The following is a 15,248-nucleotide window of genomic DNA, read 5'->3' as shown; positions in this document are numbered from 1 at the left end:
TTGGGGTGCCTCCCCTAACAAGTGTCATTTTTTCTTGATTATAACGATTAAGCGCATGAATGTAAACACTTGATCATGAACGCTTACTTCTCATTTCTCATCTCTGATCTTTAATAACGCTTCGTCCAATGCGCCAACGACCTTGTCACACCATGCATCAAATTCCGGATCTTCGGTCTGTAACTCAGGATGCTCCAGAATGTGCTCAATCGTACTTCGAATGCCCTGATCAGCTCTTGTCGTTGCTACAAATTCCGGAACAAGCCGTTTCAGCTTACTGTTGTCAAACACAACGGTATTGGCTTTGTCCCCCAGCAAACCGCCGCGAAGATCCTGGTCACTACATGCTGCCAAGAACTCGGAAGGTACATGTACCGCATGAAGCTTAACCCCCAACACGCCGGCAATAATCTCATGAATCTGATTCCAGGTGACAGATTCATCTGAGGTGATATGTAATGATTCACCAATGGCATGGATATTTCCCATAAGCCCGATAAACCCTTTGGCAAAATCAGTATTGTGCGTAATGGTCCACAGTGAGGTACCATCTCCATGGATGATAACGGGTTTACCTTCACGTATACGCTTGAGAACCTGCCAGCTGCCTTGAGCACCATGAACACCGAGAGGTACCGATTTGTCGCCATACGTATGGCTCGGACGCACGATGGTCACTGGAAATCCATGCTCGCGGTATTGTTTCATCAGATAGTCTTCACACGCAATCTTGTTGCGAGAATACTCCCAGTATGGATTCGATAATGGCGTGCCTTCCGTGATCCGGTAATCAGCCAAAGGTGTCTGATACGCTGATGCTGAACTTATAAATATAAACTGCTTTGTTTTATCCTTGAACAAACGGTAATCTCGCTCCAATTGAGACGGTACAAAAGCGATAAAATCCGCCACAACATCAAATTCCAGATCAGCAATCAGTTCCGCTACACGTGCCTCGTCATTAATATCCGCTTGAAGTACGTTGACCTCACTAGGTAAGTCATCGTTATGATTGCCTCGATTAATCAAATACAGTTCACAGCCTTGCTGTGCAAGCATCTCCGTAATGGCCGTACTGATGGTGCCTGTCCCTCCAATAAATAGCGCTTTCATTTCGCCACCTCCTGATCGATTTTACCCACTTTCCCATGATATCACGCACCAAAAAAAGGAGCAAAGCTCGGTAACCCGAAACCATGCTCCTTCTGCTTATACGACCTTAATCGTTGCATATATCATGTACATGCCGCAATGGATCTCATATTCTCCCTTGGGCAGATCTTTGTCGACCGTATAATAATTGGGTCCCTTTTGCATGTATAGATCCATGCCAAGCTTTTGTGATCCCACTGATTTCACATGTGTCACCGACCGGGTCAGAATAAAGTTGATTTTGGTCGGTACACCAGCTTTCACCTCGATAACGTCTGGTCCAAAACCATCGTTGCTCACGTCCACATCAATGACTTCATATCCCTTCAAATCCTCCGGAGTCTCGGCTTGTGCAGTTACCGCACTTCCCGATCCTGGGGATACGTCTTTGCCCATAAAATAAACCAAAAATGATCCAAGCAATACAACAACGGTCAGACCCAGCGTTAACCAAGGCCATGTTTTTCCAAACCAGCTTTTCATATAAACACTCCTCATTCGATGTCCCATCCATATTCAATCCACAGACGGATTTATTCTTTAAGCATACCTGATTCGCATGACAATGAAAATGACCCCTCTGGGCTATTGCGATTGAGCCATATTACTTCAATAAAAAAAGCCTGATTTCTCAGGCTTTACTTCGGTTATTCCCGTTCATGCTCCGCCATATCCCTTTTCGTCTGGATCAGGAATAGATTGGTTTACTTCGACTTCGACTTCGTCTCATGCGTAATTTATACAACTCTGGCAGGGCTACACCGATAAGTACAATGATAACTCCAATCCATTGCAATCCGCTGACATGCTCATGAAGCACGATAGAGGATAGCAGTACTGCAATTGGAAGCTCCACTGCACCCAGAATTCCGGCCATGTCGCCTCCAATATGCGGAACACCGATAGCAAACAGTACGGGTGGAATAAATGCTCCGAAGAATCCAAGTAGTAATCCAAATACGAGCAACTGGCTCCAGATCAAGCCGTTAAAGAGGAATGTTGGCGGGAACAGAATGCACAGCAGGATCAATCCGCCTGTAACCATCCAAGCACTGCGGAAGGCCGGATGGGCTGAAGGAACCGCTTTGCCGCTGAACAAGACAAACAGGGAATAACTTACGGCTGCCATTAGTCCAAGCGCAATACCCAGACCGTTAAACTCACCCAATCCTTGTTCCAGGAAACCCGCTGCCAGCAAGGTTCCACCAAACAGAATGATCAACGTCAGGAACGTGACTTTGTCTGGACGTTGACGTTTGCTTATTGCCTGAATCAATACGCTAATCCATGTGAACTGGAACAACAGGATAATGGCAAGTGAAGCCGGGATATAACGCAAAGACTGATAATACACGAGCCCTGTAATTACCGTTGGTGTTCCAGCAGCCATCAATAACAGACGTTGTTTCCACGACAACCGCTTGAATACCTGTGCCACGGCTCCTGATGTTTTGCCATTTGCCTGTGACTTACGTTTTGTTCTAAATCTTGTGTATAGCGCCAGCATCCAGGATAGAAGAAAACCCGTAATCAGCTGTGCTCCCACAACCTCTCCAAGTTTATATCCTTCGCCGTACGCCAGAACCACAATCGTGGATAATATGCCATAGCTCATCGCTCCCGCGAGAACGGACAGATAATATTTCATTGTGAATAAACCTCCTGATGATAAGAAAAATACGCCCGCATGTTGGTTCATGCCAAGGTCACAGACACCATCTAAATGCAAAAAATCCTAACTACGAGCAAGGAATACATTGATTCCTTGGCATCGTAGTTAGGAAGTATAGGCTTCCCGTAGAGACCCTCGCCCTGTGTACACTTTCGGCCTGCGAGGTTATACGAAATGATATATGCAATTTGATGTATTTCGTGTGTGACGACTTTTCATATATTACATGGGAGGTGAGATGGTGTCAACCCTATTCCGCATAAAAAAACGTCAGGTTCGATTAGAGCCTGAGGAGTCCCACTCCAATGTTTGCTGTAAACCTGTCTTCAATCCATCCAGATCCAGCCCATCCACGGCAAAAGCCTCACGGATCAAAGGCGGCGCGACAAATTCATCATACTTGCCCAGATAAGGAGCTTCATCTTCAGCCAGTAACGCAGATGCGTCTTCAGCCGTCCGACACTCACTCATGATCTCGGCTAATAATGTTCGTTCATCGACCTTGCCGGACACCACAAAATAATATGGCTCCATCGGCACAACGGACCGCAAGGCAAGTTTCTTGGACAGATTATGCTTCATCAGGCGCTCCAATGTACGGAATGATTTACTTCCCACCCAAGGAAGAACATACATCGAATCTCCCCCTGCCGGAATGACAACCTGCTTCAACAGTCCACTTTCACGAGCTAAGCGGCGCGCCCGTTCAAGTCGATTGACGGCTTGTGGTGACAGGTAAGGATAGATCACTGAGTCGGACAACACTTCACGCATTTTCTGTACCACCGACGTATGAATATCTCCTCCCGCTCCAAGCCATAACGTATCTACCTTACCTTTTGCAGACTTCACATACACAGCCTTGTGCTTGTGATCGACCTCTTCCACCTTCCACAGTTTGCCTGCGAGCGAGAAGCAATAGCCAGGTGGGGGCACGGTTGTAATCGAACCAATCTCTTCGGAGCCGTTTAATACTTTATGTTCCTCATCGTCTTTAAACACGGCGTAGAAGCGATAATTGTTCACGATTTTCTCACCTGTCAGACCGATAATCAATGTTCGATCCTCTGTCCATTGCAGATGATCCGTCTCAATGAGGTAATTCAGGAAAGCCTGATATTGATCAGGTCTAATCAACGCAAAGGGGGCCAGCGAAAGGATCGCTTCCGCAAGATCTCTCGGCTCCGCCTCCCCCATACTTTTCAGCATGCTCATCGTCTGATGGTAGAGCACACCTATGGGCATTTTGCGGGCTTCAAGCGGCTCGACCCACTTCGTTTTTACATATAGTTCGATAACAGCAATCGCACGCATCAACGTCCACGGCATACGTGCTGGCAATTGCGCTTCCTCATCCTCTTCCTCCGGACATACAAAAAGCATCTCTGATGCCATGTCCTCTCGTCTCCCTGAACGTCCCAGACGCTGTACAAAGCTGGAAGCACTATACGGTGCACCGAGCTGAACCACACGTTCCAGCTCGCCCAGATCGATGCCCAGTTCAAGCGTGACCGTTGCCGCAGCAACCGCGGGGCCTGATCCAGTACGGAGGGCGGCTTCCGTTTCCTCCCTCAGCATGGCGGAGATACTTCCATGATGCACATGGAACACATCACGCTCTTGCCTGCGAGCAGCGACCCGCCGCATCTCAAGAATAGTGACCTCAGCGTCCGTACGGCTGTTGGTGAAGATCAACGCTTTTTTACGATGTGTGCTCTCATAGATGAAGTCGTAGTACGCTTTGCGTGCGTTATGAAGCTGCTCCGCCTGCTCTTCATCCTGCGCATCTGGAAAAGAGAAATGTTCCACCCGCAGTCGCAGCTTGCGACCACCTGGAGAAGAGACCACATCCACTCCCTGCTGCGTTCCGGCAGCAAGCCAAGATGTAGCCGCATCATAGTCACTAAGCGTAGCGGACAAGCCCACTCTTCGCGGTGCACAACCAGCCATACGCTCGATTCTGGCAAGCTCGCTGAGCACTTGAATGCCCCGATCCGCTCCCATGAAGGCATGTACCTCATCGATGATGACATAGCGCAGATCATGAAACAGCGCCGGGATCGCATTCGGTCGATTCATGAGCAGTCCTTCCAGCGATTCTGGCGTAATCTGAAGCACACCGGACGGATTTTTCATCAGTTTTGTTTTCTCCGCCTGAGGTACATCCCCATGCCAGTGCCAAACCGGAATATTTCCTTCGGTTAACAGATCCTTAAGACGTTCAAATTGGTCGTTAATCAGGGCTTTCAGAGGTCCGATGTACAAAATGCCCACTGATTTGGAAGGCCGTTCATACAGCTCGGTCAATGCAGGAAAAAAAGCCGCCTCCGTTTTGCCAGAGGCAGTGCCCGCCGCAATCAGCATATGATGCGGGGTATGAAAACAGATATTGCAGGCCTCGATCTGAGCAGGCCGAAGCGATTCCCATCTTTTTTTATAAATAAATTCCTGCACGAATGGCGCAAGCCGATAGAATGGATTATCACTCATAATTCAAACTCCGCCAGAAAGTCGTCCAGATCATCCGAATTTGCGGAAGCATCCGCCCCTTTGCCCGTTTCCTGAGGTCTGGTAGCCCGTTCACCAAGTAATTGATTATAAGTCACTTCAGGATTCTGGTGGAGCGTATGCAGTACATCCATAAAGTCTCGTACCACTTCACGTGTGGTCAGCAATTCATCTGCCCCCAGTCGGTTCACCGCCGTTTGCATAAAATCAACCAATTGTTCATCCGTAAGATTTGCACTATATCCAAAATGCAGGGCATGAATCTGTCGCAGCTTCTGGAGCAGAATCAGAATCTCTTCATGCGATAACATCGCCAGCTTCAGGATCGGACCTGTGTAATTCGCATACGCTTTGGCTGCATAACGACCCTCAATAAGCCTGGAGCGAAGCGCTTCATAGCTGTATAGTCCGCGCCGTTCATCCTCCACAAATTGCGGCGTACCACCTACAAATATGCCCAGGTGCTCTGCCTTGCCCTGCATCGTATCATTGAACATGGTCAGCAATTTCTCATAGTTGCTTTGACGGGAGACACTGTTTGTAATTTTGTACAGATTCACCGCTTCATCAATGAACAACAGCAATCCTTTGTAACCAATGCGCGCTGTGAATTCAGACCACAATTTGAAGTAGTCATACCAGTTGTCATCGTCAATGATAACGCCAACAGCCAGTTCTTTTTTCGCTTCCGTTTTGGTTGCAAATTCTCCTCGAAGCCAGCGAAGGGCCGCCTGTTTGCGATCATCATCAGCCAGCTTGTACCCGTTCCAGTATGACGCCAGTACTTTGGCAAAATCAAAGCCGTGAACCAGATTCTGCATCTCCCCCGTCACCGCATAAATCTGTTTCTCTACCTCAAGCGGCAGAGCGGGATCATCCGGGCGCAAGTTCTGACTCTGCATCGTGGATTGTTGCAACCCTGCGATCCATTTTTGCAAAATCGGCTCCAACGCTCCCCCATCCGGGCGTGTGCGTGTAGACAGACGAGTCATCAGTTCGCGGTATGTCGCAAGTCCCTGACCTTTGGTACCGACCAATCGTCGCTCTGGCGACAGATCAGCATCTGCCACAACAAAATCACGGTCCATCGCATAGTTACGAATCATCTGCAAAAGAAAACTTTTACCGCTACCGTAACGGCCGGTAATGAGTTTGAACGCTGCGCCACCCTCCGCAATATTGTCCATATCTCGCAAAATGGCTTCCACTTCCGATTTCCGGCCAACTGCAATCTGTTCCAGTCCTATACGCGGGACAACACCCGCCGTTAATGAATTTACAAGTGCGGTGGTCAGCCGCTTCGGTATTTTAAGTTCTGTCACTGCGTATCACCTCTTCACATGTTCGAACACATCTATATAATCAGGAACAATCCGATCACCATCAATCAGAAGATCACCGATCGTTTCCATAGCTACATCATTAATTTCATCCAGCAAAAGCGTAGGCATCGTTCCATATTGCTCAGCCAGACGCATCAGCTCCGTATCTGAACTTGCGCCAAGTAGAACATGAATCGTCTGCACCTGCTGAGGGGAGAGTTCCTTGGCAAAGATCAGCCATTCTTCATCCAGATCAGCCTCAGCAGACTCGTCCCACTGCAACATAATAGATTCTACTTGCGCTCCTGTTGCAATCTCTACTGCAGATGGAGCTGGCCCCATGGAACCTTCAGTTGAAGTGATCTCATTCCTTGTTTCCAGTGCATCTACTCGATTGCTTGTAATATCTGCGTTGTTAACCTCGTCATATTTCACTTCAGAAGGGTGATCATTCTCAATTGTAAGCGCCAATCGCACGTACTCACTTTCCTGCTGTAACGATGCCAGTTTCTCCGTATCAATACGGATCACCGGTTGCTCCACAGCCTCAGCCTGCTCGGTCGCGTATGCTTTGTCCAGGTATCGTTCAATCAGATTCGCAAGTTCGGGCTCTAATGTTTGTCCACGCAATCGGCCTCTGAATCCGAGCAGTTCACGAAGTTTATTTTCAGTACATCGATAGATCCGCGTAACCATCTGTACAAACTCAGCTTGTTCACCTATGGGCATATATCTGAATGATACCGATCTTCCATAGATCGAATCATCATAGACCGCTTTGCGAAACAGTATGCGCTCCACCGTGCGTTCATCATTGGGTTGAAACACTGGCAACAGTCCAACTTCTCGCGTACGTTCCAGGTACGAATGAACCAAGGCCGTGACCCGTGGAATATACTGCTCCATCACTTCTTTACCGCCATCTCTATAGAACTTACTGAGTGTAATATCGTAATCATAGTATCTTTGCAGCATATTCAGCGAAATATCCGATACCTTATCCTGCATAATACGTTGCAGCTCCCTATCCAACATCTCTGCTGGCAGATATCCGCCCGAAAGGCCCATGACCTCGGATAAAAACATGTCCAGTTGATGGACGAGCACATAATCGACCATCCACTCTTGCATATATATATTTAATTGAGGAAGCCGTTCACGGTAGTTCACCCATAGCTGCTTTAATTGATCATAACCATCCTGAGGATTCTGCCAGCCAATGCCGTTAATTAACTCATATATATGAACAAATAGATAGGAAAGATCAGTATCCGGGTACCTCCCCTGACGAACTTCCTTCCTCCAATACAAATACCACTTGCGTTGGGCTTCGTTCATTACACCATACGTTGGCCAGTAGCTCATAAATGGAACCCAGGGAGACACATCTCCTTCCATCTCTGACCAATGTTTTGCTTCCTCTACAAAACGTTTCTCCGAGGACAATATGACTCCACGATGCTGCATCGTATCATGTGCAGACTGCACTATGGTTGAACGATCAGGAACCGGAACCGATGCTGTTACGGGTTCTTCGCTCAGATCTATCTCCATGAATTCCAATTGTCTAGATTCGTCTTTCATAGAACGTTAGCTCACCCTCCTCCAAGGCAGAATACGAACACGTGTATCCATAGGGATCATTATAACACTAGTGCTGTGTCTGCGGTGATGAAATTAACACATTATTAAAACCAAAAAAGAGAGCAGTTCTGCTCTCTTTTGGTTCATATTCATATGATATTGATCATACAGGTGTATTCCTTTCAGCAGTAAGGGTACCTTCCCTAAAATCAGACAACGATCGCTCGATTCTTACCTTCACTCTTCGCTTGGGCCAGCGCTTGAGTAGCTTTTTCAATCAGTTCGGATACACTTGACTGCTCATCAGGTACCAGTACTGCACCCCCGACACTAACCGTGACGATTCCACTCGGACCCGATGATTCTCGCTGGATCTGCAGAGCCAGAACATGTTGTCTAATCTCTTCCGCAAGCTGTGCTGAATCTTCAGAAGTTGTGCTCTTCATTTTCAACATGAATGTACCTCCGCGAAGACGGGAAATTAGTGCATTGTGCTGCTCACTGACCACAGTAAGTACCTCACCGATCCATTGCAGACACAGATCTCCTCCCTGAAGTCCGTATGCCGCGTTATATGAACGGAAATCATCGATATCTATAATGAGCAACCCCAGACTGCATTTCTCCTCCAAACAATCATCCCAGTCATCCTGAAGCTGAGACTTGAATACCGTTTGAATTGGCATATCTGTTAACGGATCTGTGTTCAAGTAATTTTGCAGCTGGCTCGTCGTTTCAGTGTAATTGTCCTGTTCATGATGGGACGCTCCACTGTGCAGAAGTACCATTACGGAAGGCTTACCCGCGTGTGTAACAGAAGCAAGTGTAATTTCAAGCAACAATGAGGTACCTGCTGCTGTAGTGAAATACGACTGGCTGGTAATCAAACTTGTGTTATTGTGCTTTAATTCCTCAAAATTCTGTTGTAACGTCACTCTCGTTTGCTCAGGTACAAACGCCCCGAAGTCCTTGCCCATCAGGTTTTTGGAACTCCCGAACCCGAGCAACTCGGCAGCCTTCATATTACAGTAGATAATCTGACCGTCAGTCAAAGTAAAGAATGCCACGGGCGAGTATTCCATTAACTGCAAATAACGCTGTTCATTTTGTCGCAAAATACGAGCATTCTGCAGCGCCTGTTCTTCGGCCTGAACCAACTGGTTCTCTGTCTGCCGACGTACAATGGTTTTGAGTAAAGGTAACACGCTCAGCTCTTTCGTAGCCCATGGATATGAAGTTGACTTTACAACCTCACGCCATTTCTCGAATGATTTACGAGGAGACAACCGCATGCCGTCATCCGTCTTGAGCACCGCTTTGGCAGGGTCACCCGCCCAATCGACAACCTGGACGACCTCAGGTCGGAACCAGATCATGTAGTTATGCTGTCCAGGCGAAATGGCAACATAAATAACCCCGGAAGCCTTATCCGGATAAGCTTTGGCTGTTTCATACTCTGAACTCAGTTTCGAAGTATAGTAACTGTAATCCTCAGACTTTCCTGCAAGCCAACCTGCCAGTTCCCGAATCTGGCCGCTGGTTGGCGTTTCACCATACAACAACAACTTGTCCTGGTAACAGATTGCTGCTCCGGCAGCACCCATCAGGTTTAACACCGTCTCTTCTTCTCCCTGCAATTCCTCAAGCACTCGGGCAGGACTTGTGTTACCGATAAAAATGTTGGCAATTCGTGAAGCGGCTTCACGTGATTGAATCTCTGATTGATAATCATCGAGTTGCTGACGCTGGAACAATTCATTCGAGAAGAATGCCCCCAGGAAATTGCACAGATTCCGTACGCGATGGGGTACATATCTGGCCGAATAATGATGGCATGTGATGAGTCCCCACAGCTCATTGTTATGAATGAGCGAGATCGTTACGGTCGCACCTACACCCATATTATGCAGATATTCGATGTGAAGTGGAGATACACTGCGCAGGACCGAAAGACTCAAATTCAGCGGCTTGCCAGTGAGCGGTTGTAGCGTAGGCACAATCTCGACGGGTTTATAATTTACATTTACAATAGTCCGCAGCCAATTGCGAAGATACAACTCTCGAGCCTGTTTGGGTATATCCGATGCCGGATAGTGATGTCCCAGGAATGGTTCGAGTTCTTGTTCACGCGCTTCAGCAATAACTTTACCATTCCATTGCTCGTCAAATTCATAGATCATTACCCGGTCGTAACCGAGCATTTCCTTGACCTGTTCAGCTGCAATCTGACTTGCCTCCACGCGACTGTCTGTACTTTTCATCCGACCAAAGAAACGGGATATCCACTCAAAGTCGGTAGTCTCCATGTCCTCTTTTTCATAAAAAGGCTCAATCTCGAGAATGAGCAGACCTTCACTCTCATGAAGAACAGAAGAGAATACCCGTTCCTCACCGGATACCTTAATGGTTAGATCCATGTAATGCAGGTCAGAGGTGACATCCGCATTGAAGCTGCTACCCAACAGTTTGCTTACTTCTTTCTCGCCAATCAGGTTCTCCAAAGGCATGCCCAGAATATCCTCATAGGCAATGCCCAGATGGTCCTCCGTATTTTGACTACACTGAACAATGGTTGGCGTAAGACTGGTATTGATGGCCAAAAGAACACCATGAGGTTGAATAAAGCCGGGGATATGAATCGGTTCTTTATCACAGTTATTCAGATCTATTGGATCATTTGTGTATGTTCCCTGATGAAGCAATGTGCGGTTCAACAAATTTTGTTCTTTCTTGGACTTCGGTTCGGCCATGGCCAGGAAAATCCCCTCTCATGATGTTATATAAGTTGAATTAATGATTATTTACACGATACTACGATGACAGAATAACCTTCCAATCGCTGTTATCCCCAGATTTTATCGATTCCCTTTCTAGAGGGAAAAATCCGGTTATAAATGCGAACGCTTCGCTTTTCCAGCTTTTTTCTGTCCTCTCCGTTAGGTGTAAATGATTAGTTCAACTTATATAGATACCTTTTAAAATAATGAAAAAAAGTTCGCCCTGCAGGCGTTTGGGTTGATGAAAAGGGATGTTACTTGTCCGTATTAATCCATTGATCCAGTAATCGGAATGTCTCTGATGCACTGTGTACCATGTTGTCATGATCTTCTGGCGTGCTGATGGACTGCTGCAGCAAACCTGTAAACTCGCTCCATCTTGTTCTTGTCTCTGAGCCATAGGCGTTGAAATATTCCAATCCACGATCAGCTTCAATAGGCAGGAACTGCGACAAACGTTTGGTCATAATCTGCCCACCGTTCGTGGACCCCTCAATGACATACAGATATCCGAACAAACGGGCAGGTGTTGAAATAACCGGCAATTCTTCACAGAGCGGAAGTTGAGTGATCTCTTCTTCACTGGCACCCAGATTTCGTAAATCTTTTTCCAAGAGTCCAGCCTTGCCTCTAATCTCAATATCCAGTCCCGTACTTTCCCAGAAAGGCTGCTGCACAGCCTGATCCTCCAGCGGTTTCAGGAATCCATAAAACTTTTCTAGATATGTTCTATATTCTTCTATAGTCACAGTTTGATTCATAATGGCTTTTGCATAAGGGTTCTGTTCTACTTGTCTGTGGTAATGAGCTGTCTCGCTCTTCAGACGTTCCATAATAGTTGTTGCTGTCATCGTAGTAATCCCCTTTCACAATCTGTTCTGTTGTTGCCAATGAGTGCTTATCCTCAACTGAATCTCAGTATATATTGAAATAAAAACTGTGTTCGTTGCAAACAGCTCATTTCATGCAATAAAGACTCTATGTAAGTATACTTATTCTTGTTTGAGAAAACTATACGAATCCAAGATCAGTACCAAGTTAACACTTTTCTCCGTTGTTATCTTAACTCACTGTAATGTGTATGTTTAGTATTAACCGAAAACCATAAAAGTGACCCCATAATCTGGATGGCAGTAGATTTCAGTTGTGAACATGTTACACTATTTTTATATCTTGTCATTGGAGGAATGCAATCTATGGATCTTACTGTTCAAGACGTTGTACTTCATCTCACAGATAACATTGAATTGCCGGAAAACACGGTGGATCAGCTCATTACCGGCTCACTTGATTGTAAGGTCACAGGTATTGTCATCGCTTTTATGCCCACACAATATGTGATTGAACAAGCCATACAGCAAGGTGCTAACTTAATCATTGCGCATGAATCTCCATTTTATAATCATCACAGTCATACGGATTGGCTTGCAACTGATTTGGTTTATACGGACAAAAGGAAGTTGATCGACGAAGCAGGCATCTCCATCTATCGATGTCATGATATCATCCACCGCTTCCAACCGGATGGCATTACCGAAGGACTGATTCAGGCCTTGGGATGGTCCTCTTATGTGGAGCAACGAATACCGGAAGCAGACATCCTTTCTTTTCCGGAAGGAAGCACTGCCCAAGCTATTGCTCACCATGTGAAACGTTGCCTTGGGATCGATTATGTCCGCGTTGCAGGCAATCCGGAAATAGTCTGTAGACGCGCAGCGGTATTGGTAGGTTTTCGTGGTAATGGACATGTGACGATTCCCTTGATTCAGAATGAGCAATTGGACCTCATCATTGCTGGGGAAGGATTCGAGTGGGAGACACCGGAATATATCCGTGATGCCGTACAACAAGGCAAGTCCAAGGCACTGATCATGTTGGGGCATGCTGAGAGCGAGGCTCCGGGAATGAATCTATTGGCAGACAGGTTGGCAGAACGGTTTCCCGAATTGTCTGTTCGTTTTGTAGGCGAGAAGCCTGTGTACACTGTGATCTAATAGGATCATTGATTTGTACGGAGTGGATTTTCTAGCTGATTACATTGCATCTAATCTCATTGCCTGTCCTACCCTGGAGCTTTGGATACTTACTATGCTCCGGGGACGCTGGGCAGACTCTCGTTTCATTTCCTGGATAGCTAACGAACCTGACACACTCTATTGAGCTAAGATTTGCCGATTCTCAAAAGTAACGAATCGTAGACACCCTATTCCTTCATCCCCCCCTGTTTTACCGCCCATTTCTAACCGACATAACCCATTTAACGTCGCTTAGGTCCCCTAGATTTCTCAATCCAATCGAATCAATACATTAAGGTGTCATTGGTTCATTAGAGATCATGCTCACCAAAAATGAGTGCTCCCGCGCATTACCGCGCATCTCTTCATGCCCCAACTGGATTTCCCGGGTTCTTTATTGTACTCTAGATGCTGTGACTTCAAAGCTCAGGACATTTGTCCTTGGCGTTCAGAGTCAATTTATCATTTAATAATAGAAGTCGAAGTGATTGAATAAGGAGCGTACATATGAGAGGAATTATTTTTGCATTACTGGGCGGCGCGTGTATCACGCTCCAAGGTGTTGCCAATACTCGGATTAGCACCGACATGGGCACATGGCAGGCCGCTACGATTACACAACTGACAGGATTCATATTAGCAGCGCTGATCCTAATGTTTGTTAGAGACACCAACCTTCAAGGACTCAAACAAGTAAAACCCATGTACTTGGCTGGAGGTGCTTTTGGCGCCGTCATTATTTTCAGTGAAGTGACGGCCATTCAGCAAATCGGGGTTACATTCACGATCTCGGCCCTGCTCATTGCTCAGCTATTCCTGACTTTTTTGGTGGATAGCAACGGATGGTTCGGCGTGGTGAAACAAAAGATGAAACTGCCGCAATTTCTGGGCATTGCCTTAATGGTGACTGGTGTCATTATTATGAAACTATAGTTTTTGGAGAAGAATTGAAACATATCGTCGGGGGTGAACAACAGCGTGGAAGAGATCCATAACGAGCAACAATTAATACATTATCTGAAGCAATATCAACTCGAAAAGGTATTTCACGAGCCCCTGCGTCCCCATATGACGTTATGCCACTTCGAGAAGTGTGAACTGATCTGTCGTGAAGGGGAAGCCTCTGAATATTTATACGTGTTGGTCGAGGGTAAAATCAAGATTTTCACCACCTCAGCTCAGGATAAAACGCTGGTGCTTTGCTTCAAGTCACCGCTTGAAGTCGTCGGTGACATAGAATATGTCCGTGAAAGCGATATTGTCAATACAGTTCAGGCCGTCTCACCTGTGGTGATGCTTCGCATTCATTATCAATGGCTCGCTGAGCTTGCCGGCGATTATGCACCTTTACTTAAATTTTTGCTCAAAATCATCTCACACAAGTTCTATATTGACTCGAACTTCTCCAACTTCAACCTGATGTATCCCGTTGAGGTTCGGCTAGCCAGCTACCTTCTCTCCATCTCGACAGAAGAAGCTGGTAGTGTCGTTCACGAAGATCTGGACGCGTTCAATCTGACCGACATTGCGAATCTGATCGGTACCAGTTACAGACACCTGAACCGGGTCATCCAGAAGCTCTGTGCAGACGGGTTAATTGAACGACATCAAGGATTGATTATGGTCAAAGATCGATCGGGTCTACGTGAAATAGCAGGTCACAACATTTATGAATAAGGAGTTCGACAACCATGTTAATTACAGGGATTTCGCTTGCGCTCTTGGCAGGTGCACTTGTCAGTCTGCAAACGATTTTTAATAGCAAAGTCAACGAGCGCACCGGTTCATGGTCCACAACAACGTTGGTGCTTTTCACCGGATTCATTGCTTCGTTCCTCATCTCTCTGCTCGTGGAGGGCAAGAATACATTCAGCTTTCAGCATATGCAACTCTGGTACTGGCTCAGTGGAGCCATTGGTGTTGGTGTGGTCTTCTGTCTCGTGCAAGGTATGAAGCTGCTTGGCCCCACATATGCCATCTCGATCGTACTGACATCCCAACTGAGCTTTGCGCTACTATTTGATTCCATGGGATGGCTCGGTCTGGAGAAAATTCCTTTTTCGTGGAATCAGCTGCTGGGTGTACTTGTCATTGTTGGGGGAATTGTATTGTTCAAGTTCGGTGGGGGGAAATCGGAAAAATCAGAGCAGTCCCCTGGAACACTTCAGTCTGACTCATAAACGAACAAAAAAAGAGTGTCCGTCCAATCCCGTAGATT

General features: G+C 46.5%; 12 protein-coding genes and 1 riboswitch. Of the genes, 4 read left to right on the top strand and 8 right to left on the bottom strand.

Going from position 1 to position 15,248, the window contains the following annotated elements; all coding sequences use genetic code 11:
- Positions 1–90: 90 nt before the first annotated feature.
- The 8 genes from ACETMN_RS13880 to ACETMN_RS13845 all read right to left on the bottom strand — a co-directional run bounded on the left by ACETMN_RS13880 (position 91) and on the right by ACETMN_RS13845 (position 11,866).
- Positions 91–1,113, bottom strand: coding sequence for an SDR family oxidoreductase (locus ACETMN_RS13880; protein WP_091016727.1), 1,023 nt, complete (start codon positions 1,111–1,113; stop codon positions 91–93).
- 96 nt (positions 1,114–1,209) lie between these two features.
- Positions 1,210–1,635, bottom strand: coding sequence for a cupredoxin domain-containing protein (locus tag ACETMN_RS13875; RefSeq protein ID WP_017688751.1), 426 nt, complete (start codon positions 1,633–1,635; stop codon positions 1,210–1,212).
- Positions 1,636–1,840: 205 nt separating this feature from the next.
- Positions 1,841–2,800 (bottom strand): EamA family transporter, encoded by a 960-nt coding sequence (locus tag ACETMN_RS13870; protein ID WP_091016728.1) that lies wholly within the window; start codon positions 2,798–2,800, stop codon positions 1,841–1,843.
- Between the two features lie 106 nt (positions 2,801–2,906).
- Positions 2,907–3,017, bottom strand: a riboswitch (purine riboswitch).
- A gap of 77 nt (positions 3,018–3,094) precedes the next feature.
- Entirely contained in the window at positions 3,095–5,314 is a 2,220-nt protein-coding gene (locus ACETMN_RS13865; RefSeq protein WP_091016730.1) for a DEAD/DEAH box helicase, read from the bottom strand.
- A complete protein-coding gene (locus ACETMN_RS13860; protein WP_091016732.1) occupies positions 5,311–6,654 on the bottom strand; it encodes an ATP-binding protein in 1,344 nt (447 codons plus the stop codon). Before ACETMN_RS13860 ends, ACETMN_RS13865 begins: the two co-directional genes overlap by 4 nt.
- Before the next feature lie 6 nt (positions 6,655–6,660).
- Positions 6,661–8,238, bottom strand: coding sequence for a TerB N-terminal domain-containing protein (locus ACETMN_RS13855; protein WP_091016734.1), 1,578 nt, complete (start codon positions 8,236–8,238; stop codon positions 6,661–6,663).
- A gap of 209 nt (positions 8,239–8,447) precedes the next feature.
- The gene (locus ACETMN_RS13850) at positions 8,448–10,988 is read right to left on the bottom strand and encodes a diguanylate cyclase domain-containing protein (RefSeq protein WP_091016736.1); all 2,541 of its coding nucleotides are present in this window, start codon (positions 10,986–10,988) and stop codon (positions 8,448–8,450) included.
- A gap of 281 nt (positions 10,989–11,269) precedes the next feature.
- Positions 11,270–11,866: a biliverdin-producing heme oxygenase gene (locus ACETMN_RS13845; protein WP_091016738.1), complete on the bottom strand. Its 597-nt coding sequence runs from the start codon at positions 11,864–11,866 to the stop codon at positions 11,270–11,272.
- Positions 11,867–12,211: 345 nt separating this feature from the next.
- Between ACETMN_RS13845 and ACETMN_RS13840 the strand changes: the two genes are divergently transcribed.
- The 4 genes from ACETMN_RS13840 (at position 12,212) to ACETMN_RS13825 (ending at position 15,210) form a co-directional block, all read left to right on the top strand.
- Positions 12,212–13,009 carry a Nif3-like dinuclear metal center hexameric protein gene (locus ACETMN_RS13840; protein ID WP_091016740.1) on the top strand — a complete coding sequence of 266 codons (798 nt, stop codon included), beginning with the start codon at positions 12,212–12,214 and terminating at the stop codon, positions 13,007–13,009.
- Positions 13,010–13,537: 528 nt separating this feature from the next.
- Positions 13,538–13,963, top strand: a complete 426-nt coding sequence (locus ACETMN_RS13835) for a DMT family transporter (protein WP_036608521.1) — start codon at positions 13,538–13,540, stop codon at positions 13,961–13,963.
- A 45-nt stretch (positions 13,964–14,008) separates the two neighbouring features.
- Complete coding sequence (locus tag ACETMN_RS13830) at positions 14,009–14,707, top strand: Crp/Fnr family transcriptional regulator (RefSeq protein ID WP_091016742.1); 699 nt, start codon at positions 14,009–14,011, stop codon at positions 14,705–14,707.
- Positions 14,708–14,721: 14 nt separating this feature from the next.
- Complete coding sequence (locus tag ACETMN_RS13825) at positions 14,722–15,210, top strand: DMT family transporter (RefSeq protein ID WP_091016744.1); 489 nt, start codon at positions 14,722–14,724, stop codon at positions 15,208–15,210.
- The last annotated feature ends 38 nt before the right edge of the window (positions 15,211–15,248 follow it).

It is taken from the genome of Paenibacillus sp. M2 (assembly GCF_046713495.1).
GTDB classification, from domain to species: Bacteria; Bacillota; Bacilli; order Paenibacillales; family Paenibacillaceae; genus Paenibacillus; species Paenibacillus amylolyticus_B.
The sequence above is the reverse complement of the archived record's forward strand: the minus strand, read 5'-3'. Positions and strand labels throughout refer to the sequence as shown.

Bases quoted from the DNA above. Each gene is read 5' to 3' on its own strand.
- ACETMN_RS13855 (WP_091016734.1), bottom strand. From the start codon at position 8,238: ATGAAAGACGAATCTAGACAATTGGAATTCATGGAGATAGATCTGAGC.
- ACETMN_RS13880 (WP_091016727.1), bottom strand. From the start codon at position 1,113: ATGAAAGCGCTATTTATTGGAGGGACAGGCACCATCAGTACGGCCATT.
- ACETMN_RS13840 (WP_091016740.1), top strand. From the start codon at position 12,212: ATGGATCTTACTGTTCAAGACGTTGTACTTCATCTCACAGATAACATT.
- ACETMN_RS13825 (WP_091016744.1), top strand. From the start codon at position 14,722: ATGTTAATTACAGGGATTTCGCTTGCGCTCTTGGCAGGTGCACTTGTC.
- ACETMN_RS13865 (WP_091016730.1), bottom strand. From the start codon at position 5,314: ATGAGTGATAATCCATTCTATCGGCTTGCGCCATTCGTGCAGGAATTT.
- ACETMN_RS13835 (WP_036608521.1), top strand. From the start codon at position 13,538: ATGAGAGGAATTATTTTTGCATTACTGGGCGGCGCGTGTATCACGCTC.
- ACETMN_RS13870 (WP_091016728.1), bottom strand. From the start codon at position 2,800: ATGAAATATTATCTGTCCGTTCTCGCGGGAGCGATGAGCTATGGCATA.
- ACETMN_RS13850 (WP_091016736.1), bottom strand. From the start codon at position 10,988: ATGGCCGAACCGAAGTCCAAGAAAGAACAAAATTTGTTGAACCGCACA.
- ACETMN_RS13845 (WP_091016738.1), bottom strand. From the start codon at position 11,866: ATGACAGCAACAACTATTATGGAACGTCTGAAGAGCGAGACAGCTCAT.
- ACETMN_RS13875 (WP_017688751.1), bottom strand. From the start codon at position 1,635: ATGAAAAGCTGGTTTGGAAAAACATGGCCTTGGTTAACGCTGGGTCTG.